Raw genomic sequence first — 25562 nt, 5'->3', positions numbered from 1 at the left:
GGGGGAACACACCATGAACAAACTCAAGATTGTGCTGGTCGGTATGGGCACCCGTGGTCGGCACTGGGCGCGGGTCATCACCGAGCATCCGCAGGCCGAATTGTTAGCGGCCACTGATCCGAGCGCTCAGGCCGTAACCACTTTCAAGGAACAGCTCCCCCAACTCGACGTGCCAGTGCTGTCATTTGAGGATGCTCTGGCCCTTAAACCGGACGTGGTGGTGCTGTCCACACCGCCGGATATTCACCTTGAGCAGATTTCGGCGTGCGCCGAGCGCCGAATCTCTGTGCTGTGTGAAAAGCCGCTGGCTTTAGATGCTCAAACTGCTCGCGCCTGCGTTGATGTGGCGCAGGCGGCGGGCATTTTATTGGGGGTTGGGATGAACTTCCGGTATCTGGAAACCACCCGGGCGTCCCGGCAGTACATCCAGGAAGGCAAGCTGGGGCAAGTTGGATTTGGCCGGATCGTGTACTGGCGCTACCGCGACGGGCAGCGGCCTTTACTCAACAAGTACCCCCTGACGATGGATCAGCCCATGCTGCTTGAGCAGAGCATTCACCACCTCGATCTGGCCCGTTTCATTTACGGTTCAGAAGTCGCGAAAGTCTGGGCACGCACCACCAACCCGCCGTGGAGTATGTACCGCTCGGACGCGACGGTAGCCGCTTGGCTTGAGTTTGATAACGGCATTGCTCTCCAGTATTTCGGCACTTGGGCAGGCACCAATGCCAAGAATGAATTTCAGTGGCGCACCGACGGTGCAGAGGGGATGCTGCTGCAAAACGATATTTTCAAAGACCTCGACTACTGGCCCGCCGGGGCAGGTCATCCGCAGGCCGTCGTCCTTGAGTCTCAGGAGGATTTTATAGATGACACCCGTGGTCTGCTGGACGACTTCTTGAAAGCGGTGCGGGGTGAGGTGTCCACCTATCCCTCTGGCCGCGACCACCTAGCGACGCTGGCTTTAACCTTGGCCTGCGCCGAATCATCACGTCAGGGCCGCACTCTGGATTTGCGTGAGTACGCCGCAGAAATCGGGCTGGCCTGAGGTAACTACTATGACAGCGACCAACGATTTGCGAAGCAAGCTCTCTCAAGTGGCTACTGCCAACCTCGATCAGTCGATTGGCAACCCTACCAGCGTCCGTATGATCAATGCTCTTGCTCAGGCGCAGGGGCTGATTAATCTGGGTTCGGGCACGCCCGACTTGCCTACCCCTCAATATGTACTCGACGCGGTGCAAACCGGCTTGCAAGGCGGCGTCATTCAGTACACAGCTTATGACGGCATTGCACCGCTGCGTGAAGCCATTGCACACAAGCTCCGGCTGGAAAATGGACTGGACTATCAGCCCGACAACATCATCGTGACCAACGGCGCACAAGAATCCATCTTCGTGCTGTGCGGGGCGCTGCTCAACCCTGGGGACGAGGTCATTGTGACCGATCCGTATTACAGCGCCTACCGCAGCATTGTGGCTCTCTGCGGCGGGGTGACGGTTGCCGTGCCAGTCACGCCGGAATCCGGTTGGTCGTGGGACCTGAGGGCCTTGGAAGCCGCCATCACCCCACGCACCAAACTCATTATCGTGGTCAGCCCCGATAATCCGACTGGCGCAGTGGTCACCCGAACAACGATGGAAGGGATTGCCCAGCTCGCCGAGCGCCACGACCTGATCGTGGTATCAGACGAACTCTACGAAAAGTTCCTCTACGACGGAGAGCGTCATTTCTCGTTCGCTCAGTTGCCTGGGATGCTGGAGCGCACCATCACCGTCAACGGCTTTTCCAAGAGTTTCGGGATGACCGGCTGGCGGGTCGGTTACCTCGCCGTGCCGATGTGGCTCAAGCAGGTGGCGACTGAAATCAAACACATGCACTCGATTTCTACCGCCCTGCCCTCTCAGCTTGCGGCGCTGGCTGCCCTGACCGGGCCGCAGACAGCTTGGCTAGAGCAGCGGGAAATCTACGCCGAGCGGCGCGGGTTCCTGCTGGCCCGCCTGGATCAGATGCGCCTGCCGTTTGTCCGCACCCACGGCAGTTATTACGTCATGGCCGATATCCGCGCATCGGGCCTGGACTCCATGACATTCAGCAGCGCCCTGATTGAGCAGCAGGCGGTGCGGGTGGGGCCAGGCTCGGTATTTGGGAGCGGGGCGGAAGGCTTCGTGCGCCTGAGTCTGATGACACCCAGGCCGCAGATGGATACCGCCTTAGACAAACTGGCCATCTTCTGGAGCCAGTTCGTATGAGTACGGCTGACAAGTTTGTGGGCATTCAGATCAGCCCGATTAGCTTTATAGATGAGGGTGTGGAACCCCTGCTCGACACCTTGCAGGAGAAATTCGGAATCAACGTCTTGTTGATCGGCACCATCTCGTGGCTGGGCCTCAAGGTGGGCCGCCGAATCTCCTACGAACTGGACGGTTTTCCTGATCACGGCGTTCAGGAACCAGATCAGATGCTCGGCGGCTCGTACATCAAGCACCGCCCCGAGTATTACCGCAACACTCAGATCAGTCACTTTACCAACCGTGACCCCGGTCTGGAAGAAAAAGACATCCTCGATATGATCATTCCGGCGGCCAGAGCACGCGGAATGAAAGTGATGCCCGAGGTGATGGAGCCGCTCTTCAAATACGCTGGACACGGCTCTGCCAATACCGTACCGATTCCCAATTTGCCACAGTACCTGGAGGTCGATCAGTTTGGCCGGTTTGGGTCTGAACCATCAACCTCCAATCCGCATTACCGCACTTGGCTGCACTCGATTCTGGAAGATTACGCCCGCAACTACGACATCGACGGCATCATGTGGTGCAATGAGCGTCGCAGCCCGCTCGACAACCTGATCGCGGGCAACCCGGCGATTGACTTCAGTGCGGCGGCCCGAACAGAAGCTCATGAGCGGGGCATCGACGTACAGCGGGTACTCAGCGCTTTCGGCGAGGTGTACAACTACTTTCAGCGTGCTCGCCGGGGCGAGGGCGGCAAAGACGGGTACTTCGTTGAATTTCTGCGGGTTTTGCTGCAAAATCCAGAGATTTTGATCTGGGAGCGCTTCTGGCTTGAGCGCAATCAAGCGCTCGACCGGGAACTGTACGGCATTGTCAAATGGTGCAATCCGGCACTGAGTTTCGGGTTGAATGTCTGGAACCGCAATCACTTCAACCCCATCCGCAAAGCCCAGTGGCCCTGGCTGGAACAGACTGAGTTCTGCGACTGGGTCAAGCCCATCACCTACCAGCATCAAGCTGGGGCGGTGTATCAAAAAGAGATGAGCGACTTTCACCAGAGCATCCTGCGCGATTTTACGCCGCCGGAAATGACATCGATGATGTACAACCTGCTGGGCCTCGGCGAAGCGCCCTGGGATGATCTGCTGGGACAGGGAATGCAGCCGGAAAGCTACGTCGGTGGACAGGCCCGTGACACGGTGGCCGCCGTCGAAGGAAGGGTGCCGGTTTATATGGGCATTGGAGTAGATGCGCCGCGCACCCACCCAGATCAAGCCAAATGCACCCCTGACATCGTTTACCGGAGTGTGCTGGCCGCTTATCAGGCGGGCGCAAAGGGCGTGGTGTATTCGCCCAATTACGCTGGAATGAATCAGTCCAGTTTGGCGGGCGGAGCGCAGGCTCTGCGCGAACTCGGGCTGCTGACATGATCCGCCGCGCTTACCTTGCCCCCCCACCATTCTGCTATCTGCGCACCAAAGGAGCAACGTGCTGAAGGCCGTGATTCTTGATCCAACATCACCAGAAGATCTGGCGTTCAATCAGCAGTTCTGTCCCAGCGTGAAGCTGTTTGCCCCCACCACCGACGACGCTGCCGAACTCGCTCAACTGCTCCCCGGCGCTTCTGTCATCGTCAGCAAGCGCCGGGCCGTGACTGGCGAACTGATGGACTTGGCCGGAGAAAGCCTGAAGCTGATTCACTTGTGGTCAGGGCGGCGCGACAAGCTCGACCTAGCGGCAGCAAAAACGCGTGGCCTCACGGTGAGTCTCACCACTCAAATCGGTTGCGTTGCCGTCGCTGAAATGGCCCTCACCTTGATGTTGGGCCTATCCAAGAAAGTGATTCAGGCCCATGAGGCCGTCGTGGAGGGCCGCTACCGGGAACTGGGCAGCGAACCTGTTCTGACAGCGGAGCGGCGTCACGGCTTCCAGTGGATGCGCTTGCCTAAGCTCTTTGAATTGCAAGGCACCACTCTAGGCCTCATAGGAATGGGCGAGATCGCCAGCGAGACAGCCCGGTTCGCCCGCGCTTTCCGAATGAATGTTCAGTACTGGAATCGGCGGCGTCTTGCGCCAGAGATTGAGGCCGAAGAACACCTGACCTACTGTGAGTTACCAGATCTGCTCGCCAGTAGCGATTTCGTGAGCATCCACACCCCCCACACGCCGGATACCGACAAGTTGCTGAGCGCCGAGCGGCTGGCGATGATGAAACCCAGCGCTTACCTCATCAACACGGCGCGTGGCGGCATTATCGACGAGGTCGCTTTGACTGAAGCCCTGCGGTCTGGGGCGCTGGCTGGAGCAGGACTGGATGTCTACGTCTACGAACCGACGCCCTTTGACAATCCGCTGCTGCACCTGAGCGGTGTCAACCTGATGCTGATGCCCCACATCGGCGGTGGCTCCGGCGAAACCCGCGTCAAGCAGGCCCGCGATAGCATGGCGAATCTGGAGCGCCTTGCTACCGGTCAACCTTTGATCGAAGTCCTCGTGGAAGGCGGGCGAAGCTGAGATGGCGCTGAATGATCTTCAGCCGCTGGAGCCGCAGGGCATGTACCGCCCGGCCAGCTACGCCCACGCCATGCGGGCTGGGCGCACCCTCTACGTCGCGGGCCAAGTGGGCCGCGACGAGGCCGGACAACTAGTAGCCCCGAATGACGTCCAGGGCCAGGCCGAGCAGGTCTTCAGGAATCTGGAAATGGTCCTTCAAGCCGCTGGTCTCAGCTTTGAGCATATTGTCAAAATTACCACCTACCTGACCCACCCCGCCGACGCCTCGGTGGTGGCTGAGCGGCGAATCCGCGCTCTGGGTGACCACCGCCCGCCACACACCGGACTGATCGTGGCGGGGTTGGGTGCTCCCGAAGTGCGCGTCGAAGTGGAGGTGATCGCGTTTTTCCCAGAATGACTGACCAGATCAGATGCCATGTTATCTATGCCGTTCAGGTGTCAATAGGGGAGGGGAGATGCACATCAAGGTAGATATCGCACACGACCGCTACTATCCATATGACGAACTTACCGCCCACCTTCAGGCGCTGGCCAACGCCTTTCCGCAGCTCTGCCAATTGGCGTCGCTGGGCCAGACCTTTGGGGGGCGTGAGATCTGGTGCATGACCATCACCAATCAGGCCACTGGGCCGGACACCGACAAACCTGCTTACTACATTGACGCCCATATCCACGCCGAAGAACACGCCACCTCGGCGACTGCGCTGTACGCCGCGTGGTATCTGCTGCACCAGTTCGGTCAGGACGATAAAGTCAGCATGCTGCTTAATGAGCAGGCGTTTTATATTCTGCCGCGCCTCAACCCCGACGGAGCGGAGTATTCGCTGGCGTTTCCGTTCCGCTGGTGCGGCAATGGCCGTTTCGTGCCAGGCAGCGAGGACGAAAGGAGCGCTGGATTTTATCAAACCGATCTCAACGACGACGGCTATATCGTCCAGATGCGGGTGCGCGATCCGGCAGGCGAATGGAAAATCAGCGCCCTGGACGCGAGGGTAATGGTGCAGCGCGGCCCCGGTGAATTTGGCGGCGAGTATTACCGGCTGTATCCGGAAGGGTTGATTCCTGATTACGATGGTGTGGAACTGGAAATCGAACCGACCCGTGATGGTAACCTCAACCGGCAGTTTCCGGCGGGCTGGATGCCTGAAACTGTGCAGTACGGTGCTGGTCTGTATCCCGGCAGTGAACCGGAGTCGCGTGCTCTGATCGAGTTCATCCTAGGACATCCCAACATCTGCGGCATGAATTCGTTTCACACGCACGGCGGCCTGCATCTGCGGCCCTCCACCACCAAGTACGACCATGAACTCAGCGCCCGCGATTTGACCCTTTTCAAAGACCTCGGCGCGGTGGCGCTGACCATTACCGACTACCCGACGGTATCTTCGTTTCAAGATTTTACGCCCGACAAATCCAAGCCCCGGCGCGGCACACTCAAAGACTGGGCTTTTGAGGAACTGGGCATCCCCGCCTTCGCCACTGAGTTGTGGGACATTGAGAAAGCGGCTGGCATCGAGAAAGTGGCGTATTACAACCTTCGGCCCCGCGATGAGGCGGCGCTGGTGCGTACCGTGGAATGGGTTTGGCAGCATCACGGCGAACGCGGCTGGCGAGAATGGGAGGCCTTCGATCATCCGCAGCTCGGCTCCGTCGAACTCGGCGGATTGGCTGACATCTGGGTACTCCGCAACCCGCCGGGGCATCTGCTTGAGGAGATCTGCCACAAGAACACACTGTTTTGCTTGGAACATGCGGCGGCCAGCCCACGTATTCGCATTCGCAGCAGCCAAGTCGAGCAGCTCGGCACCGCCGCTGATGGAGCGCAACTTCTGAGAATTTCTGCTGTGATTGGCAATGACGGTTATTTGCCCAGCAACTTGACCGATACCGCCATTGCCAAAACCGTGGCCCAGCCGGTGCAGGTTGAACTTGAAGTCGAGCAGGCTGAGATCTTGATGGGCCAGCCCCTGATGAGCCTGGGCCATCTGGCGGGCCGCAATGGGCGCAAATACCCTTGGTCACCTTGGGGTGAGCGCTGGAACCGGACGGCCCGGCCCGTGGAGTGGTTGGTTAAGGCGCAGCCGGGGGCCGACTTGCGGGTCGTGACGCACAGCCAGAAAGGTGGAAAACAGAGCGCACCTCTCAGCATGCCTGCCATGCCGTCTCAAGCTGCTCTCAAGGAGTCTGAATGAAGCTTCCCGAACAACCTCGTCTGTCTATCGATCATCAGCGCTATTACAATTATCAGGAGTACAGCGGTTTGCTCCATGACCTCGTCAAACAGTATCCCCAACTGATCCGCCTAGAGAGCTTGGGCAAGAGCCATCAGGACCGCGATATCTGGCAGGTCACATTGACCGACTCGGCGACTGGCCCAGACAAGGACAAGCCCGCCTATTACATCGACGCTCAGATTCACGCTGAAGAACACGCCACCAGTTCGACAGCGCTCTACGCCATCAACTATCTGCTTGAACGCTTCGGCCAAGACGAGGAAGTGACGCGGCTCATGCAGCGGATGGCATTTTATATCGTGCCGCGCATCAATCCTGATGGCGCTGAGATTTCCCTGGGCACGCCGCACCGCTGGTGTGGAAATGGGCGCTACGAGCTGGGCCAAGATGAGGTAACCAAAGGGCTCTACCAGTGGGACGTGGACGACGACGGCACTATCTTGATGATGCGGCTTATGGACCCCAATGGGGAGTGGAAGATCAGCTCGGTAGACGAGCGCGTGATGGTTCAGCGTGAACCCCATGAGGAAGGCGGCAATTATTACCGTCTTTATCCGGAAGGCCTCATTCCCGATTTTGATGGCGTCGAGCCGGATATTGAGTCGCCCCGTGACGGCAACCTCAACCGTCAGTTTCCAGCCAACTGGTCACCGCACGAATACGGTGCGGGTGAGTACCCCGGCTCCGAGCCTGAAGCCAAAGCCATGATTGACTTCATCCTCGCCCACAAAAACATCTGTGGTATGAACTCGTATCACACCCACGGCGGCGTGATTTTGCGCCCCAGCGCTATCAAGTACGACGCGGAAATGTCTACGCCGGATATCACGCTTTTCAAAGACCTTGGTGCAGTCGGCACCGAGATCACAGGCTATCCAGTCATCTCCATTTTCGAGGACTTCACTCCCGACAAGACCAAAGCCCGGCACGGCTCGCTCACCGACTGGGCCTACGAGCAGATGGGCATTCCCATTTTCGGCACCGAGTTGTGGGACATTGAGCGCGAGGCAGGTCTGGAAAAAACACACTGGTACGGTATTCGTCCGCGCAGCGAAGACGAACAGATCCAGATTTTGCAGTGGGTGGAACAAAACGTCGGTGAATCTGGTTTCCGGCCCTGGACGCCGTTTGTTCATCCCCAACTCGGCGAAGTGGAGATCGGCGGCATGATCGACGTGTGGACATTCCGAAATCCCCCCGGCGCACTGTTGGAGGAAATGTGCTTCAAGAATGTGCTGTTTTGTCTGGCGCATGCGGGAGCGAGTCCCAGACTTGAACTCAGTGACGTGCAGGCCCGCGCTCTAGCAGATGGAGTGTACCGGGTTTCAGCGGTGGTGAGGAACGCGGGCTACCTGCCCACCAACCTCACGGACGTGGCGATCTCTGAGGGCTTTGCCCAGCCAGTCACGGTGGCTTTGGAAGCCGAATCAGGAGAGATTCAGGGGCAGACCACATATATCCTGGGTCACCTGGCGGGCCGTAATGGACGCAATTCTGCTTGGTCGCCTTGGGGGCCAACCTGGCAGCGCACTGGCAAACCTGCCGAATGGACAGTCACCGCGCCCAGTGGTAGTACGGTCTGGGTCACGGCCAGCAGTGAGAAGGGCGGTACCGTTCGTCAGCAGATCAAGCTCGGTTGAGAGCCGTTATATATAACCGCTATCGCCTTTCACAAATTCTTCAGGAGGTCATCTTATGCCCGAAGCACCGCACTGGAAGTTTCAGAAAATCATCAAGCCGATGTTTGACACCCCCATTCAGCCGCTGCTGCTCCAGGGCCGCCTGCTGACCTGCGAGAACGATCAGGTCATCGAAGACGGTATTCTCGAAATTGAGAACGGCAAGATCAAGGCGGTGGCGGCCAGTCATGAGTTTGGTGCCCGCGCCGAGCAGGCCCAGCCAACCGGCGCGACACTGATGCCCGGCCTGATCAACTCTCACGCCCACTTGGCTTGGGACGGCATTCACGATTTGGCTCAGCAATCGATCTACGACACGCCTGAGATCAGTGCCTACAAGAGTGCAGGCAACATGCTGTTGAGCTTGCGGGCAGGCATTACCACCGTACGCGATTTGGGGATGCACCAGACCAACCTCTACGCCAAGCAGGCCGTCGAGCAAGGTATTTTCCCTGGCCCCCGGATTCTGGCCTGCGGCGCAGCCATCGTTCAGACGGGTGGTCACACCTACTGGGCCTGCCGTGAAGCCAGCGGCCCCGACGAAATGCGCCGGGCGGTGCGCGAGCAGGTCAGAGGCGGCGCTGATCTGATCAAAATCATGGCCTCGCACGACCTCAACGAATTCACTGACGAAGAACTCTTCGCGGTGATCGACGAGGCCCACCGCAACGGCCTGCCCATCACGGCGCACGCGACTTTCGATTCGGTGATCAACCGCGTGGTTCAAGCGGGCGTTGACTGCGTCGAACACGGCGGCTCAATGAGTGATGAGACGATTGCGCTTCTTGTTGAGCGCGGCATTCCAATTGTCACTACCTTCGCGCCGCTGGTGATGCAGAGTCAGGCAGAACTCGCCCGGGCTTACGACGTGCCGGAATGGAAGATTGAGGAGCGTCAAAAAGCGGTGGCCAGCGGTGAGCGCTTCGCAGGTCTGGTCAAAGCGGCGCAGGCTGGGGTGATGATCGGCTTCGGCACAGACAGTGGCAGCCCAGTGGTGCAGCACAACGTGGTGGCCCCCGAGATGCAGTTCATGATTGACTTGGGCCTCAAGCGTGACGCTTACGACGCTCTGCGCTCAGCGACGAGTGTGGCGGCAACCATCAACCGGCTTGATCAGCAATTAGGCCGTCTCAAAGCGGGCTACTTGGCTGATGTCATCGTGGTAGACGGCCAACCCGACCAGCAGATCAGCGACATCGAACGTATTCAGATGACCTACCGAGCTGGACGCCCGATGCTTTGAAGTGGTGAAGATTCAGCCCGATTTTTCTATTCAAGATCAGAAGATTAAAGGAGACAGGCCATGACGAATTTTCAGGGCGTATATACCATCATGCCGACGGCTTTTGACGCGGCAGGTGCACTCGATCTTGCCAGCATGGACCGCTTGACCAAGATGCTGATCGGCACTGGTGTGGACGGCGTGGTGGTGCTGGGAGTGCTGGGTGAGGCGGGCAAACTGGATCAGGCCGAGCAGCAGGCTGTTCTCGAGACGACGGTGGCGGCAAGTGCAGGCCGCATACCAGTGTTCGCGGGAGCGGGTGCAGAGGGTACCCGTATAGCAGTCAAGAAGGCCACGCAGATGACCCAGTGGGGAGCCAGCGGACTCTTGGTGGCTCCGCCGCGCGGCGCAGGCCCAGCGGCCATCGCCGAGTATTACCGCGAGATCGGGGAGCAAAGCACTGTACCCATCATCTTGCATGATTATCCTGCTGCAACCGGCGTAACCATGAGTGCCGATCTGGTGGAGCGTTTGGCAAAGGAAGTAGAGGCGGTCAAGGTCATTAAGCTGGAGGAACCGCCCAGCGGGCCGAAAGTCAGCACCCTCAAACGCCGTGTGCCAGATCTCAGCGTGGTCGGCGGACTGGGCGGCATGTATTTTTATCAGGAGTTGCTGCGCGGGGCCGACGGCATTATGACCGGCTTTTCGTTTCCTGAGGTGCTGGTGGAAATCTTCGCCCACTTCACGGCGGGCCGACGTGCCGAGGCCGCACAGACTTTTTACCAAGCGGCCCCACTGCTGATGTACGAATTTCAGCCGGGCACCGGACTGGCGATCCGCAAAGAAATTTACCGGTTGCGTGGGGCCATTCAGGACGCCCATGTGCGGCATCCCGGCAGTCAGATTGACGCTCAGCTTCAAGAGGAAATTAGGGATGTGCTGCTGTTTTGTGGCCGCTGGCCCCAGGCAGCTTCATGAGCGTGTTCGACCGACCCTCCTTCCAGACTATGCGTGAACTGGCGGATCTGCTCAGCGTCCTTAATGTGCTGTCGTGGGACGCCCGCACTCAGATGCCGTCTGGGGGCAACGCGGTTCGCCCGCATCACTTGGCCACGGTTAACGCCGTTTACACCCAGCGCCTGACTGATCCGGCCTTGCGCCGCCAGATCGCGATTGATCAAAAAGGGCTTGATCCTTCCTCTGACGCTTTTTTAATGCTGAGCCAACTCGACGACGCAGCGGAGCGTCTGGCCCGCATTCCCTTGCCTCTTCACCATGAATTCGCTCAGACCAAGGCGGTGGCAACTGCCGTCTGGCAGGAGGCCCGCCCCGCTTCTGACTTCGCGTTGCTGCGGCCACATCTTGAGCGGCTGGTCAGCATCAAGCGCGAGATGGCGCAGGCACTCGGCTTTGAAGACCATCCTTACGACGCTCTGCTGCATCAGTACGAACCGGGCGTCACGCTGGCGCAGTTGCGGGCGATCTTTGGGGTACTGCTGCCCGCTCAAGCGGCGCTGCGGGAGCGCATTGAGCGCTGTCAAGCACCCAGGGACGACTTTCTTCACCGTCATTATCCTGCCGAGCGCCAACGTCAAGCCGCTCTGTCTTTCGCGCAGATGCTGGGCTATGACCTTAACCGGGGCCGCCTGGACATCTCTATGCATCCTTTTGAAATCAGCTTCACCCGCCACGATGTCCGCATCACCACTCGCTACGCCGAAGACTTTCTCCCCACTGCTTTCTTTGGCGTGATGCACGAGGCCGGACACGCCATTTACGAGCAGGGGGTGAGCGAAGATTACACTCGGTCAGCCTTCACTTCCGATTATTTGAATGCTTATGCAGTAGGCGGAGCCAGCTTCGGCGTCCACGAGAGCCAGAGTCGGTTGTGGGAAAACCGAGTGGCGCGGGGACGTCCTTTCTGGGAAGGGCAATTTGAGCGGCTGCAAGCTTTCTTTCCGCTGCAACTGCGAGATGTGGATGTGGACGAATTTTACCGGGCCGTCAATTTGGTGCGTCCAGGTCTCATTCGGGTGGAAGCTGATGAACTGACTTACGACGCCCATGTGGGATTGCGGGTGGAACTCGAAGCAGAGTTGTTGGCCGGAACACTCGAAGTCCGTGATTTGCCGGAAGCCTGGAACAGCGGGATGCAGGCTGCACTGGGCATCTGTTCCCCCGATGACCGGGACGGCGTCTTGCAAGACATCCACTGGGCCTCAGGTCAATTTGGCACCTTTGCCAATTACACGCTGGGCAATGTGATGGCCGCCCAATTATACGACGCGGCTCAAATGGCTCTTCCCGAACTGAGTACTCAGCTCCGGGCCGGTGAATGTGCACCTCTGAGAGCCTGGCTGACCGAGCATGTCTACCAATATGGCCGGAAATTCACTCCCAACGCTTTGATGCTGCAGGCGACGGGTCAGCCGATTGATCCCGCGCCGTATCTCAGACAACTCAACGAAAAGTTTACGGATGTCTACCGCCTAGAGGCGTAAGTCTTGAGCTGAACAGAGAGGTCATCAGCCGATTTCGCTCACGCGACTAACCCACGACCTCAATTGACTTAAGTCGGGTGATGGAAAGGCATGAGAACCTGAACGAAGTAACTCCAGTGGGGCGCTCTCTATGCCCAAAGGCCTGTGCATGGTGGTCTGGCCGAACAAAGTTGAGGACGGCGAGGCCATCTAAACGCTAAACCAAAAGGAGATCAACAGTGAACTTACAACTTACAGGTAAAACGGCGCTCGTCACGGCGGCCAGTGCGGGCTTGGGCTACGCGACGGCAGCAGCGCTCTCGGAGGAGGGCGCAAGAGTGGCCATCTGCTCGCGTGACCAAGCCCGCGCTCAGGCCGCAGCAGAGCGCATTCACGCTAAAACGGGCAACGAAGTCCTCGCTTTCGGGGCCGACGTTGCCAGCGAAGCTGACTTGACTCAGTTGTTTGCCGATGTGAACGCGGCTTTCGGCAAGCTGGACGTTCTGATCTGCAACGCGGGTGGGCCACCGGCGGGTAACTTCTCAGCGCTCAGTGAGGTGCAGTGGGCTACAGGCTTTCAACTCACCCTAATGAGCGTGGTGCGGAGCGTGCGGTTGGCCTTACCATTGATGAAATCGGCGGGTGGTGGGCGCGTCCTGACCATTCTCAGCAGCAGCGTCAAAAAGCCGATTGACAATTTGACACTTTCCAATACCTTCCGGCCCGCTGTGCAGGGGATGTGTAAGAGTTTGTCGCTGGAACTGGCGGGCGACAATATTCAGGTGAATGGGCTGGCTCCAGGCCGAATTGAAACGAGTCGCATCAACGAGCTGGATGACGCCATGGCGGCCAAGCAGGGCAAGAGCCGGGGCGAAGTCCGCGCCGTGTCCGAAGGTCAGATTCCAATGAAACGCCTTGGCCAGCCGGAAGAATTTGGGCGGGTGGCGGCCTTTTTGTGTTCGCCCGCCGCCAGCTACGTCAACGGCAGCGTGCTGCTGGTGGATGGAGGAGCCGTGACTAGCCTGTAGATTGCTGCCGCAGTTGTGTTGCCTTAACCGGGTCGGTGTAGGCTGATCCGCCGTGACCGACGCCAAACCTTACCGCCACAGGTTCTGGCAAGTTAAGCGCGGTAGGTTGAGCGTCCGTGACTGACCGCAAGCCCTACCGCCACCGTTTTCCGCTGAGCATCATCCAGTACGCTCTCTGGCTCTACCACCGCTTCTCCCTCAGCCAGCGTGACGTCCAGGAACTGCTCCAAGAGCGCGGCATTTAGGTGAGCCACGAGACGCTGCGCCAGTGGAATATAAAGTTCTCACCCCTCCTCATCGAGGAACTGCGACACCGGGAACCCCGTCGAGGTTCCCGGTGGTTTCTGAACGAGGTCTGCATCGAAATCGGTGGTAAGAAACTCTGGTTATGGCGGGCCGTCGATGACTCTGGCGCGGTCTTGGATCTTCTTCTACAAGATTGGCGAGATACCCAAGCGGCGAAGGTTTTTCTCGGAAGACTCTTGGCGAATTACAGCATGCCAGACGTGATCCACACGGATAAACTTTGGAGCTATGGAGCGGCCATTCGAGCACTTCCGGTGCTTCACGGCGTGGAGCACGTCCAGGTCATCTCGACGGCGCGATGCAAGAATCTCATTGAACAATCCCATCGACCTACCCGGAAACAGGAGCGAAGTCAGCTGGGTTTCAAAAAATTACGACGAGCACAGGAGTTTCTTGCTCTGCATGCCCGACTTTCGAACCTTCACCAGCACACCCGGACCACCGTCCCCGCCCGCCTCCGAAGATCAAATAAGAACCCTGCCCACCTGGCATGGCAGAACGCAGTTGAAGTGGCCGTCTGAGGTTCAGACGGCCACTGACCTTATCAGCCCCCTCCCCAATTAAATTCCCAGAACCGCTGCGATTGCGTCCTGGCACGAATGCTCTTCGGCACCTTGATCAGCCTAGCGACTGGGCGGAGTGAAGTGGCTTGGCCATTGGTCTTCTCTGGAAGTTTCATTTCAGTTTTTTTGCTTAAAGCGGTGATCCCAGCACCTGCTCGGCCAGGGCCAGATACTCTGGTGTGGGTTTCATCAGCGCCGATCTCAGTAGGTTGAGTCCCGCAGGACTGAGACCCGCGAGGGCTTCTTGGGCCATCAGTGAGGAAGCGCGTTTGAGTTTAAGCTTCAGACTGCTCAAAATAGCCTCTCTGGGGTCCGGTGGCTCAGAGAGTAGGTTCAGAGTCAGAGCGCGGCTTGACAAGCCCCTTCTTAACCTTCTCAGGGGCCGTAGCGTAGCCCCACTTCGCCGGGTTCCACACGGCGTCTACCAGCGAGGCAGCCAGGGAGCGCGGTTCCAGCCGCTGGTCAGGCGTTCATCTACGGACTGAATCGCGGGCCGCACCCGGTCAGGATGATCCGCTGCGAGTGACTCGGCGACAGGCCGGGTCACTCCTCTGGCCAGCAGCAGGTCCACCAGTTACGGTTCCGGCGCAGAGGCGAACGTGTACTGGAACGTCCCGGCCTTGCCCCGGCCCGTGAAGGCGGCGTCTTTCAAGTATCCCTCGTCGAGCAGGCGGTCTTGGGCTGCGTCGAGGGTGCGCTTGGCGTTGGTGAAACGTTCGGCTTCCAGGCCGCAGGCCAGGAGCCAGTGCATTGCTGAGACTTCCATCTCGCGGCTGAGAGTGCCCATGTCTGCGACTTACTGGCTGGAGGAGCGACGATGCAGAGGCGTGGCCACTGACACTAAAGCTGATGGCAGCCAACACAACTGTCAGGCGACCTGATCCAATCAAGCCGTTCGCCCGCTGCCCCGCTTGTCTGCCATGACTGGTTTCAAGATCCTCTAGGCTGATGGGATGACTGGTGCAACTTTTTCTTACGATGATGTGGTCCGCGCCCATGAACGGCTTGTCGGCGTCATCTCTCAGACGCCCGTGCTGACCTCCACCACCGCGAATGAGAGGCTGGGAGCGCAGCTGTACTTCAAATGCGAGAACTTCCAGCGGATGGGAGCCTTCAAGTTCCGGGGGGCGTACAACGCGCTCGCGCAGTTCACGCCAGAGCAGCGCCGCCTGGGTGTGGTGGCGTTCTCGTCGGGCAACCACGCCCAGGGAATCGCGCTGGCGGCAAAGTTGCTCGGCATCCCGGCGGTTATCGTGATGCCAGCCGACGCCCCCACCATCAAGCTTGAGGCCACCCGGGGGTACGGTGCAGAGGTGGTGCTGTACGACCGCGCCACCGAGGACCGGGAGGTCATCGGTCAGCGCCTCGCTCACGAGCGTGGCCTGACCCTGGTTCCGCCCTACGATCACCTGCAGGTGATGGCGGGCCAGGGCACGGCCGCCAAGGAATTGTTCGAGGAGGTCGGCCCTCTCGACGTCCTGCTTGTTCCACTCGGCGGCGGCGGGCTGCTGTCCGGCTGCGCCACGGTCGCTAGGGCCCTGCACCCTGTATGCCGGGTGATCGGGGTCGAGCCAGAGGCTGGAAACGACGGACAGAGAAGCTTTCGCAGTCATCAGATCGTGCATATTGATCTCCCGGTGACCATCGCCGACGGCGCACAGACCCAGCATCTGGGCCGCCATACGTTCCCCGTGATTCTGGAGCGGGTCGACGACATCGTGACCGCCAGTGACGGGGAACTCGTCGAGGCGATGGCGTTTTTTGCCAGCCGGATGAAGATGTTGGTGGAGCCGACCGGCTGCCTGGGTGCCGCTGCCGCCTTCGGCAATCAGCTCGACTTGCGGGGGCTGCGGGTGGGCGTGGTGATCTCGGGCGGAAACATTGACCTGAGCCGTTTCAGCAGCCTTCTGCAGGGAGCATTCTGATGTCGGAGATCCGCCTTGTTACAGCAGATGGCCTGCCAGCACCGGGCGGGCACTACAGCCACGCCGTCGTCGCCGGTGGACTGGCTTTCATTTCCGGTCTGCTGCCGGTGGATCCTGCTGGTAACACGCTTGCCAACGAACCGTTCGAGGTTCAGGTGGCGCAGGTCTTCCACAACTTGGACGAGGTGCTGACAGGCTGCGTGAGCAGCCGCCGTCAGCTGGCACAGGTTCGGGTCTACCTGACAGACGTTGGGCTCTGGGGACAGTTCAACGCCCTTTATGCCAATTGGATGGGTGACCACCGACCGGCCCGGTGTATCGTGCCCGTCCCAGCCCTTCATTTCGGTGTCGCCCTCGAACTCGAGGCGGTCGCGCAGGTATCCGTTCCCGCAGCTCAAAAGGAGTAAGCGTGACCGAACGCACGAAGCCTCAATCTGACGAAGATTGCAGCGGGTTCAGCGTGACCATTCGTCAGCCTTAGATTTCTCTGAGAGAAAGCATCGGCGACGGCCCGGCAGTGATCGGGCTGCTGCACCTAGTCGATGCGGTCTGGCAGGTGTATGTGCTGATATTCCTTGGAACGGTATTCTCCCCGCTTTCTGGTGGCCTCGCTCAAATTCCAGAAGATTTCATGATGCCCTCAGCGCACCACCCGTCCGGTCCGCACGGCACACACGCGCACCCGTTCGCCCTCGGCATGCAGTGTGTGACCCGTATCGAGGAGCAGTAATTCCTTTTGTCCCAGCGCCAACGTATAGGTCACGGCGTGGCCCCTGAACTCACGGGCCAGCACCACCGCCTCGGCCCCGGAGTTGCCCTCGGAGAAGGCCAGATGCTCGGGGCGCACACTGATCATCACCGGGCCATCAGGAGCAGTCTTGCCCTCCAGTTGGATGTTCCCCAGCACCGTGCGGGCCACTCCCGCCTGAACAGTGCCGGAGAGCAGGTTGCTCCGGCCCAGGAAGGAAGCGACAAAAGCGGTGCGCGGGCGGGCATAAACCTCCTGCGGGGTGCCGATCTGCTCGATCTGCCCAGCGCGCATCAGAGCGATGCGGTCACTGAAGGCTAGGGCCTCCTCCTGATCGTGCGTGACCAGAATGGCCGCCACGCCGCTGCGGCGCAGGATGGTGCGTACCTCCTGGCGGGTGGAGTGGCGCAGTTGCGCGTCCAAGTTGGAAAACGGCTCGTCCAGCAGCAATAAGCGCGGGCGTGGGGCCAGCGCGCGGGCCAGCGCGACACGCTGTTGCTGACCGCCGGACAACTGATGGGGCATCCGCGACTCGAAGACGGTCAGGCCCACCAATGACAGCGTCTCGCGGGCGCGCAGTAGACGCTGGGCGCGCGGTAGACGATTCAGTCCGAACAGCACATTGCCCAGCACGCTCAGGTGTGGGAACAGCGCGTAATCCTGAAAGACCAGCCCCACGCCCCGGCGTTCGGGCGGCTGCGGCGGCTGGGTCATATTGCGCCCGTCGATCCAGACCGCGCCGCCGTCCGGCTCCTCCAGCCCAGCGATCAGGCGCAGGGTCGTCGTTTTTCCGCAACCCGATGGCCCCAGCAAGGTCAGCAGTTCCCCTGGCGCAACCTGCAAACTCAGGTTATCCACCACCGGGGGCAGAGTGGTGGTAGGACGGCCTTGCGCATAGAAGTGCTTGACTAGGCCCCGCAATTCCAGCGCGGGTGGGGCGGAGGTTGAGAGGTCAATCTGACCCGCCTCCAGCTTGTGTTTGTTGGTGATTGTCATACAGACCTCCTCATTCCCGTTCCCGCCGCAGGATGAGCAGGGTCAGCACGGCCCCCACCGCCGCCAAGGCCAGAGCGTAGGGAGCAGCGCTGGCGTACTGGGCTTCCTCGGTGTAGGACCAGACGTTGCGGGCCAAGGTTTCAAAACCAATGGGCGACAGCAGCAGCGTCAGCGGTAGCTCCTTAAGAACACTCAGGAACACGAAGGCCGCGCTGACTAACAGCCCCGGCCCCAGCAGCGGCAACGTAACCCGCCGCAACGCCCCACTACGCGTGACGCCCAGCACGCGGGCGGCTTCCTCCAGCCGGGGCGTGGCCCGCACCAGCCCACTGCGAATCGGGCCGATGGCCTCCGCGACAAAGTGCAGCGTGTAGGCAATGATCAGCAGCGGCAGGGTCTGGTACAGCGGCGGCGCGGCCCGCAGCACGAAGAAGATCAGCGCCAGCGCGAAGGCCAGCGGCGGCGTGGCGTAACCCAGGTACGCGGCCCGCTCGATGACGCGTGGCCAGCGTCCAGTAAAGCGGCTGCCAATGATGGCCAGCGGCAGGGCCAGCGCCGTTGTCGTCACGGCAGCCAGCGCTGCCGCCCCCAGCGCGGATTGCAGGGCGGCCAGCAGACCAGACCAGGCGAACGGGTTGAACGGGTTGTTGTCCAGTTCCAGCCAGTACAGTACCGTCCCCAGTGGCACAATCAGCGATACAAAGGCCAGGACCCCCACGAACAGCCACGCCAGCGGGCGCAGATGGCCCAGTTTCACCACACTGGGTTTTCTAGCCGTGGCTGGCGACACCCGTGACAAGAAGACTCCGCGCATAAAGCGGGCCTCCAACCACAGGGCCGCCCCGGTCAGCAGCAGCAGGAGCAGCGCCAGCCACGCCGAATACACCCGGTCATAGGCCGCCGTGTACTGCTGATAGATGGCCGCGCTGAAGGTGGGGTAGCGCATCAGGCTGACCACGCTGAAATCGCCCAGGGTGTGCAAACCGATCAGTAGTCCACCCGACAGCCACGCCGGGCGCAAGTGCGGCACCGTCACCTGCCAGAAGGTTTGCCAGCGGGTACGGCCTAGCAGGCGAGCGGCGTCTTCTAGGGCGGGGTCCTGCGTTCGTAGCGCAGCATGGAGGTTCAGGAAGAGGTACGGAAAGGTGAACAGCGTCAGCACCAGCAGCGCGCCCCAGAAACCGCTCGGCCCTGGCACGCGCAGGCCCGTCAGGGTATTGATGGCTCCACCTGCCCCGCCCGCCGCGATGAAAGCGTAGGCTCCCACATATCCCGGAATCGCCAGCGGCAGCACGCCTAGCAGCGTGAGCACTCCGCGTGGGCGCAGGTCAGTGCGGGCCGCCAGAAAGGCCAGTGGCAGTGCCACCAGCGTGGTAGTCAGCAGCACTGAAGCGCCCAGCAACAACGTGTTGCCCGCCAGCATCAGATTGCGCGAGCGAAAGACGATCTCGCGCAACTCGCCCGGCTCGGCTCCCAGAGCACGCAAAACGAGATACGACAGCGGCACCAGCACGCCCAGCAGCGTGAGCAGGGCGGGCAGCAATAGAAAAAAGGGCAGTCTTCGGGTCATAAGGAGGTTTGGGAACTCAGGCCAGCCGAGTCACTTTAACAGACCGGATTAGTCAGGATTGTCCCCAAGTCAAACGCAAGGTGTGAATTTCGGCTAGAGCTGGTCTTGCTCTATCTCGTGCGTCCTCGCCATGCCCGCCACGACAGGATGAGCAGCAGCAGTGGAGAGGCGAACAGGATGCCGTTACTCAGGCCCTGCGAACTCTGAGATTTGGTGGAAATTCCAATCACTGGATAGGGCGGAGGGAGGAATGCCCTCAGCAGCGCGTTTACCCTCACGCTGGTAGCGATCAACAGAAGGACGGCGGCCACGCCGAAGGCCAGGCACCGCCAACCCTCGCAACACGCCCGCTCCCAGCAGCCACAGATTTCCCATTCCGCAGTGGAGTATGAAAAGCCCCGCACCGATAAGGAACGGGGCCGAATTGGGAGTCAGGGCTTACAGCAGTCCGGCGTCGCGCAGCAGCTTCTGTGCCTTCTCGATGTTCTTCGGCAGGGCGGTAGGATCAATCTTCGGGCCGCGCTTGCTCATCTCGCTGAAGGGGCGCATGGTGGTGGGTTGCAGAATGTCGCCGATCACGGGGTACTCAAAGTTGACGCTCAGGAAGAAGGTCTGCGCGTCCTTGCCCACCAGATTGCTCAGGAAACGGGTGGCGGCTGCCGCGTTCTTGCTGGTCTTGAGGATGCCTGCGCCCGTGGCGTTACCCAGGTTGCCGATATCGCCGTTCTTAAAGAAATAGGTGTCGATGGGGTAGTTCAGGCGATTGACGCGCTGGATGTAGTAGTGGTTGGTCAGACCCACGTCGATTTCACCGGCACGCATGGCTTCCAGCATGCCCACGTTGCTGGTCTTGTAATCCTTGGGTTGCAGCGCTTTCATGCCTTCCAGCCACGTCTTGGTGGTGGCCTCGCCGTGCTGGGCGATCATGGCCGCCAGGAAGTCCTGGAAGCTAGGGTAAGAAACGGTCCAGCCGATGCGACCTTTCAGGGACGTCATTTTCGGCAGGTCCAGCACGCTGCCTGGGAGCTGCTCGGGCTTGATCTTCTCGGTGTTGTAGGCCAGTGTGCGGAAGCGGATGGTGGTGGGCAGCCAGGCGCGGTCGGCGGGCAGATAGTCCGGTGCCACGTTGCGGGTCAGCGAGGTTCCCAGTTTGACAAACTTACCTTCGCTCGCCAGTTCGCCCAGCGCACCCACCGAGTTGCCCCAGAACACGTCTGCGGGGCTGCGGTCACCCTCCTCACGCAGGGCCGCCACCAGTTGCGCGTCGTTGCCGTAACGCACGTTGACCTTGATCCCTGTCTTTTTCTCGAACTGCTGGACAATCGGTTCCACAAAGGTCTTGCCACGCCCGGAGTAGAGAGTGATGGATTGGGTCGATTGGGCCAGTGTGGTGCCTGTCACCAGGAGGGCGATAGTGGAAAGCATTGCGTTTCGCATGTCCTCAATCCTAAGTAAACAGGTCGGATTAGTAAGGTATAAATGTCCCGGGTGGGAGTGGATCAGGGAAACTGTCGTGAGATGTAACGGGGTAAAAGCACACCGTTGGACGTGACCCTCCCCTTTCTCTCCTCCATTCAGCCAAGTCGGGATCATCTGACGCCTGGATTCCGTTGGCAAAGTCGGTAGCAATTTGCAGGGTTGTGTTGTCTTAATTTGCGTCACGGTAGGCTGAGGGCAGGAGTGGCCTGAAGTTCAGGCCACTCCTGCTACAACCGCAGACCACGTCTGAAATGCATGGTTCTGATTTTGTCTTCTGGTTGATGCGGAGACGCTGGTGCGGGAATGATGGTGGAGGTTGGTCACTCGGGCGTGCAAAGTCAGGAATTCTTGAGCGCGTTTCCGTTGCCTGAACCTTTGCTGACTTCGCTCTTGTCGCCGTGTGGGACGGTGGGATTGTTCGATGATGTTGTTACGTCGGGCCGTGGAGATGACGTGTTGGTGGTCGACGTTGACCAGGCTCGGGATCTCTCGGATCGCGGCTCCGTAGCTGCGGAGCTGATCGGTATGGATGACCTCTGGGATATCGTATTCTCCTAGCAGCCGGGTCAGGAAGGTCTTCGCCGCTTCGGTGTCTACCGCTGGAGGAGAATATCGAGCACGAAACTGTGCTCATCGACCGCCCGCCATGACCAATGCCGGACGCCATCGACGCTCGTACAAACCTTATCCACGTGCCACATGCCCTGAGTTACCGGGATGTCGAGGAACTGTTGTTCGAGCGCGGTATTGATGTCTCCCGCGAGTCTATCCGCACCTGGTGCATCAATTTCAGTAGTGAGTTTGCTCAGAACTTACGCCACCGGGAACCCTGGCGGGGTTCCCGGTGGCATCTCGATGAAATGCACGTGGTCGTGGGTGGGGTGACCCACTGGCTTTGGAGAGCGGTTGACGAACACGGGGCCGTGCTTGACGTGCTGCTTCAGCGCCACCGAGACACAGACGCAGCACGGTCTTTCTTCCAGCGACTATTAGGCGAATACGACGTTCCAGACACAGTCTGCACGGATAAGCTGGCACGTTACGGGGCGGCCATCCGCGAACTTCCGATCCTGGAGGATGTCGATCACCAGCAGGTGATCTCAACCGCCCGGTGCAACAACCTGATTGAACAGTGGGCAGGCGTCCATCCGGGCGTATCGTCATGAACGGACACCCGTATGGGGCCATTCCTCCCGTTCTGCCCAAGACAGTCTCATCGGCCTACACAACGTCAGGAACGGGGCCAACTGGGATTTCAGCAGGTCAAACGGACCCAAGGATTTCTCGACATGCACGCGAGAATCAGCGGGCAAGCGTCGTCATCGGCGCTGTTCTGCCCAAGACACCAATCTTCACGGCTCTACCCGCTCGACCATTCCCGCTCACGACCGACGATCCTTTCTAGGAACCGCACTGCGAAGCTGGAAGGCCGTCGTGCAGCAGGTGGCTTGAAGTTCAGGCCACCTGCTGCCGCTGCTCCTCGGGTCTACCTTGTCAGCAACAACTTGCCAGAATCCTGCCGAGATATCCTTGCAGGTGGAAACGGGCAGCCCAGCTGAAGCGGCCAGCGAGAGGATACAGGACTTCTTCAGATCGGTGGAGAGAGGCGTTCTGTCGCCTCGGCCAGCAGGTCGGCCACTGCATCCTGAAGGGGCATGGTCCGGCCAGCCGCCCAGGCCAGAATCCAGTCAGGATCTCCCAGCCGCTGCCTGGACTGGGAGGTCCAGCGCTCGAAGCGTTCCCCGATGGCCACCGACCAGCCGTAGCCGGAGCAATTGCGGGTTGCCTCGGCGCAGGCCCAGAGACCCACTGCCTGCCTCAAGTCGTCCTGGTCCGCATCCGGTCCAGCCAGCGTGGCCGCAAAGGTGGTCAGGATCAGGCTTTGCATCAGGCGATGATCAAACTTTCCCATGAGCCTGAGCGCCTGAATCAGGTGCCGCCGCGCCAGGGATGCTTGCCCCCGTTCCAGGGCAACCAGGCCCAGCACTTCAAGCAGCGGCGCTTCCCAGAACAGACCAGGATGGTCGTGGCAGAGCGCAAGCCCTTCGTCCGCCAGTATCTGTGTCTGGTCCTGCTCACCCAGGCAGAGGCTGACCGTGGTCATCTGGAGCAGCACGGCGCAGACCAGCCAAGGAGAGGAGAGATCGCGTGCCAGCCGCAGCGCCGGTTCCAGCACCCGCCTTGCCTGCGCATAGCAGCCCTGATCCACCTCAACCTTGCCCTGGTTCATCAGCACCCTGGCCTCCCACTCGGAGTCGCCGGTCTCCCTGCTCAGCGCCGTGGCCTCGGCCAACCAGCTGCGGCTCAGGTCGAAACGCCCCGACTGCCAGGCCAGCGTCGCTGCGGTGTTCAGGCCCGCCAAGCGCAGCGGTGGGGCCACCCGCGCTGACTGCTTCAGAATCAGAGAGAACCACTTCAGCCCCTCGTGCTGGTAGCCCCGCGTTTCCCAGAACCAGTAGATGGCCAGCGCCAGATTCAGTGCCGCTTCCACCTGCCTGCCGTCCAGCTGAGCACGCAGCGCGGTCCGCAGGTTGCCCACCTCGGCCTCGAACCAGTCCAGATCAGTATCCTGGTGGGTCTGCGCCGCCGCGAGGTAATACGCTTGATGCGCGTCTCTGGCTGCCGCCGCCTCGTGGCGGGTGTCCAACTGCTCCAGGGCATAGGCCCGCAGGGTCTCGAGGATGCCCAAGCGCTGGCCTCCCTGCTGGATCAGGTGGCCGTCGAGTAGGCTTTCCAGATCGCTGGGGGCTGCCCCAGCAATGGCTTCGGCGGCCTCGACGCTCCATCCACCCACGAAGATCCCGAGCTGCCGGAAGACCCGCTGCAACCGTGGGTCCAGCCGCTGGTAGCTCCAGGCGATGGCCGCCTGGAGGGTGTGCTGGCGGGCTGGCCCATCGACTGGCCCCGACCCAAGCGAGCCGAGCAACGTTGTGCGCAGACGGATGACCAGGGCCTCCGGCGGCCCATAACGCAGGCGCATGGCGGCCAGCTCGATGGCGAGCGGCAGACCGTCCAGCCGGGAGACGATCTCGGTCACGGCAGGCAAGGTCTGGGTACTCAGCACAAACGCCGGATCGAAGGCCCGCACGCGTTCTGCGAACAACTGCGCTGCCGGGCCATGTTCCAGCGGTTTCAGCGGCCATTCTTGCTCGCCAGACAGCCGCAGTGCCGTCCGGCTGGTAATGAGCAGCCGCAGACCGGGGCAGGCTTCCAACACACCCGCCAGCGGGAGGGCCGCGCCGAGCACGTGCTCGAAGTTGTCGAGAACCAGCAGCTGTTGCCGCCCACCAAGGAAGCGGATCAGCCGCTCTGCCGGGGTCGCCGCGCCACTATCGGGCAGGCCCAGACGGCGGTTGATGGTGGGCAGCACCTGCTCGTGATCGTCGAGTGAGGCGAGCGGCACGAAATATAGATTGCCCCCGAATTCTCCGCGCAGTTCTGCGGCCACCTGCACAGCCAGGCGGGTCTTGCCCACACCTGGCGGCCCGGTCAGCGTGATCATCTGCACAGAAGGCGACAGCAGATGCTGCTGGACACCCGTGAGCAGGTCTTCGCGCCCAATTAAGGGCTGGAGCGGCATAGGCAACCTGTCCCGAGGTGGGCTGGTGGAGGTAGGCACGCGAGTAGTGATGGGCGTGGTTCTGGCCAGGTGCAGGAACTGCTGAAGCTGCTCTTCAGTGATTTCCAGATGCCGTGCCAGTGCCTCGGCTACGGCGGGCGAGGGGCGGCGGTGGCCCTCTTCGATCTTCTGGATGGTGACAAGGGCGCAGCCCACCAGCCGGGCCAGTTTCTTCTGGGACAGCCACAACGACTTGCGCTTGGCGCGAACCCAAGCAGCGAAACCCGGATTGCCGGGAGTATCCGTCGCCTGCATTCCATTCATGGCCTGCCTGCCTCCCTGTGGAATTCGTGGCCCCTGTACGACTCATGGTACGACATCGGTACTGAAAAACGCTTGTGCCGTCTGGGACGAAGGTTTTCAATGGTGTTATCCACTGGATAGGAGGAAGTATGAACAGAATGTTGATGGTTCTGCCGCTGCTCATAGGCTCTGCGTTCGCTCGCCCGTACTCTGAAGATGGAGGCTTTTTGGAGCTGGCTGCCGCCCGGCCCCCACTCGTCACCTGCGAAGCTGGAAAGACCATGCCTTGTGTGGTGATGGCGACCCAGATCAGCGACATGGCGGGCGTCTGGAGGCAGTACCTGAGCAGTCCGGACTTCACGACGGCGGGCGGGATGGGGTACGTCCACTTCAGTGCCGACGGCACCTTCGCCCTGGCTGATACCCAGGAGCACGCCGCTGCCGCCAGCTTCAGCCCTTTTCCGCACGGCACGTACAGCTTCGAGGGCAACCGCATGACCATTAACGTGGAAAACCCACCACCCAGCATGCCCGAGTGCGCCCGCAGTGTGCAGGAGGTGCTCGTGGTGAAAATGGGCGATCAGAAGGTCGCCATGACCTTTATGCCCATTGAGGACGCCTGCAAACCGCGTTTGAGCGACACCGGGCAGGTGCAACTGTACATCGGCCCACCGCAGTAGTGAACCAGTCAAGCAGTGAAGTGGCAGCGGATCTGACCT

21 protein-coding genes and 3 pseudogenes are annotated in these 25562 nt (G+C 60.5%); 16 read left to right on the top strand and 8 right to left on the bottom strand.

The genetic code is table 11. The features are described 5' to 3' along the window. Nucleotides 1-13: 13 nt before the first annotated feature. The 12 genes and pseudogenes from FNU79_RS14880 to FNU79_RS14825 all read left to right on the top strand — a co-directional run bounded on the left by FNU79_RS14880 (nucleotide 14) and on the right by FNU79_RS14825 (nucleotide 14221). Nucleotides 14-1048, top strand: a complete 1035-nt coding sequence (locus FNU79_RS14880) for a Gfo/Idh/MocA family protein (RefSeq protein ID WP_143721600.1) — start codon at nucleotides 14-16, stop codon at nucleotides 1046-1048. 10 nt (nucleotides 1049-1058) lie between these two features. Then, a complete protein-coding gene (locus FNU79_RS14875; protein ID WP_143721599.1) occupies nucleotides 1059-2252 on the top strand; it encodes a pyridoxal phosphate-dependent aminotransferase in 1194 nt (397 codons plus the stop codon). Continuing rightward, nucleotides 2249-3667: a hypothetical protein gene (locus tag FNU79_RS14870; protein ID WP_143721598.1), complete on the top strand. Its 1419-nt coding sequence runs from the start codon at nucleotides 2249-2251 to the stop codon at nucleotides 3665-3667. The genes FNU79_RS14875 and FNU79_RS14870 overlap by 4 nt, the downstream gene beginning before the upstream one ends. Nucleotides 3668-3725: 58 nt before the next feature. Continuing rightward, the gene (locus FNU79_RS14865; protein ID WP_185974737.1) at nucleotides 3726-4751 is read left to right on the top strand and encodes a 2-hydroxyacid dehydrogenase; all 1026 of its coding nucleotides are present in this window, start codon (nucleotides 3726-3728) and stop codon (nucleotides 4749-4751) included. A 1-nt stretch (nucleotide 4752) separates the two neighbouring features. Next, entirely contained in the window at nucleotides 4753-5148 is a 396-nt protein-coding gene (locus FNU79_RS14860; protein ID WP_143721596.1) for a RidA family protein, read from the top strand. 58 nt (nucleotides 5149-5206) lie between these two features. After that, nucleotides 5207-6943 carry a M14 family metallopeptidase gene (locus FNU79_RS14855; protein ID WP_143721595.1) on the top strand — a complete coding sequence of 579 codons (1737 nt, stop codon included), beginning with the start codon at nucleotides 5207-5209 and terminating at the stop codon, nucleotides 6941-6943. Further along, on the top strand, nucleotides 6940-8625 hold the full coding sequence (locus FNU79_RS14850; protein ID WP_143721594.1) for a M14 family metallopeptidase: 1686 nt from the start codon (nucleotides 6940-6942) through the stop codon (nucleotides 8623-8625). The genes FNU79_RS14855 and FNU79_RS14850 overlap by 4 nt, the downstream gene beginning before the upstream one ends. A gap of 55 nt (nucleotides 8626-8680) precedes the next feature. Then, complete coding sequence (locus tag FNU79_RS14845; RefSeq protein WP_143721593.1) at nucleotides 8681-9907, top strand: metal-dependent hydrolase family protein; 1227 nt, start codon at nucleotides 8681-8683, stop codon at nucleotides 9905-9907. A 60-nt stretch (nucleotides 9908-9967) separates the two neighbouring features. Beyond that, entirely contained in the window at nucleotides 9968-10864 is an 897-nt protein-coding gene (locus FNU79_RS14840) for a dihydrodipicolinate synthase family protein (RefSeq protein ID WP_143721592.1), read from the top strand. Between the two features lie 2 nt (nucleotides 10865-10866). Further along, nucleotides 10867-12387 carry a carboxypeptidase M32 gene (locus FNU79_RS14835; RefSeq protein ID WP_404825799.1) on the top strand — a complete coding sequence of 507 codons (1521 nt, stop codon included), beginning with the start codon at nucleotides 10867-10869 and terminating at the stop codon, nucleotides 12385-12387. Between the two features lie 218 nt (nucleotides 12388-12605). Next, a complete protein-coding gene (locus tag FNU79_RS14830; protein WP_143721590.1) occupies nucleotides 12606-13394 on the top strand; it encodes an SDR family oxidoreductase in 789 nt (262 codons plus the stop codon). A gap of 116 nt (nucleotides 13395-13510) precedes the next feature. Continuing rightward, nucleotides 13511-14221 (top strand): annotated as a pseudogene (locus tag FNU79_RS14825) (IS6 family transposase). A gap of 172 nt (nucleotides 14222-14393) precedes the next feature. On the opposite strand, the gene FNU79_RS19180 reads toward FNU79_RS14825, so the two are convergent. The 3 genes from FNU79_RS19180 to FNU79_RS14820 all read right to left on the bottom strand — a co-directional run bounded on the left by FNU79_RS19180 (nucleotide 14394) and on the right by FNU79_RS14820 (nucleotide 15050). Continuing rightward, entirely contained in the window at nucleotides 14394-14558 is a 165-nt protein-coding gene (locus FNU79_RS19180; RefSeq protein ID WP_185974736.1) for a hypothetical protein, read from the bottom strand. Nucleotides 14559-14684: 126 nt separating this feature from the next. Then, nucleotides 14685-14810: a hypothetical protein gene (locus FNU79_RS19670; protein ID WP_263862374.1), complete on the bottom strand. Its 126-nt coding sequence runs from the start codon at nucleotides 14808-14810 to the stop codon at nucleotides 14685-14687. A gap of 27 nt (nucleotides 14811-14837) precedes the next feature. Beyond that, entirely contained in the window at nucleotides 14838-15050 is a 213-nt protein-coding gene (locus FNU79_RS14820) for a hypothetical protein (RefSeq protein WP_143721589.1), read from the bottom strand. Nucleotides 15051-15216: 166 nt separating this feature from the next. Between FNU79_RS14820 and FNU79_RS14815 the strand changes: the two genes are divergently transcribed. Both FNU79_RS14815 and FNU79_RS14810 read left to right on the top strand, forming a co-directional pair. Then, complete coding sequence (locus FNU79_RS14815) at nucleotides 15217-16188, top strand: threo-3-hydroxy-L-aspartate ammonia-lyase (RefSeq protein WP_143721588.1); 972 nt, start codon at nucleotides 15217-15219, stop codon at nucleotides 16186-16188. Beyond that, nucleotides 16188-16595, top strand: coding sequence for a RidA family protein (locus FNU79_RS14810; RefSeq protein WP_143721587.1), 408 nt, complete (start codon nucleotides 16188-16190; stop codon nucleotides 16593-16595). Before FNU79_RS14815 ends, FNU79_RS14810 begins: the two co-directional genes overlap by 1 nt. Before the next feature lie 233 nt (nucleotides 16596-16828). Here FNU79_RS14810 and FNU79_RS14805 read toward each other — a convergent pair whose 3' ends face one another. The 4 genes and pseudogenes from FNU79_RS14805 to FNU79_RS14790 all read right to left on the bottom strand — a co-directional run. Continuing rightward, complete coding sequence (locus FNU79_RS14805) at nucleotides 16829-17932, bottom strand: ABC transporter ATP-binding protein (protein WP_143721586.1); 1104 nt, start codon at nucleotides 17930-17932, stop codon at nucleotides 16829-16831. Nucleotides 17933-17942: 10 nt separating this feature from the next. Continuing rightward, nucleotides 17943-19502, bottom strand: a complete 1560-nt coding sequence (locus FNU79_RS14800) for an ABC transporter permease (RefSeq protein WP_143721585.1) — start codon at nucleotides 19500-19502, stop codon at nucleotides 17943-17945. Between the two features lie 438 nt (nucleotides 19503-19940). Then, complete coding sequence (locus tag FNU79_RS14795) at nucleotides 19941-20939, bottom strand: iron ABC transporter substrate-binding protein (protein ID WP_143721584.1); 999 nt, start codon at nucleotides 20937-20939, stop codon at nucleotides 19941-19943. 255 nt (nucleotides 20940-21194) lie between these two features. Continuing rightward, nucleotides 21195-21679: pseudogene (locus FNU79_RS14790) on the bottom strand (DDE-type integrase/transposase/recombinase); the annotation flags it as partial. A 6-nt stretch (nucleotides 21680-21685) separates the two neighbouring features. Here FNU79_RS14790 and FNU79_RS19510 point away from each other — a divergent pair. Beyond that, nucleotides 21686-22433 (top strand): annotated as a pseudogene (locus FNU79_RS19510) (IS6 family transposase); the annotation flags it as partial. Nucleotides 22434-22569: 136 nt separating this feature from the next. On the opposite strand, the gene FNU79_RS14780 reads toward FNU79_RS19510, so the two are convergent. Continuing rightward, nucleotides 22570-24864, bottom strand: a complete 2295-nt coding sequence (locus FNU79_RS14780; RefSeq protein ID WP_143721582.1) for a helix-turn-helix domain-containing protein — start codon at nucleotides 24862-24864, stop codon at nucleotides 22570-22572. Nucleotides 24865-24992: 128 nt separating this feature from the next. Between FNU79_RS14780 and FNU79_RS14775 the strand changes: the two genes are divergently transcribed. Further along, nucleotides 24993-25523, top strand: a complete 531-nt coding sequence (locus FNU79_RS14775) for a hypothetical protein (RefSeq protein ID WP_143721581.1) — start codon at nucleotides 24993-24995, stop codon at nucleotides 25521-25523. Nucleotides 25524-25562 lie beyond the last annotated feature (39 nt).

Source organism: Deinococcus detaillensis (assembly GCF_007280555.1).
In the GTDB taxonomy this organism is placed as follows: Bacteria; Deinococcota; Deinococci; order Deinococcales; family Deinococcaceae; genus Deinococcus; species Deinococcus detaillensis.
The sequence above is the reverse complement of the archived record's forward strand: the minus strand, read 5'-3'. Positions and strand labels throughout refer to the sequence as shown.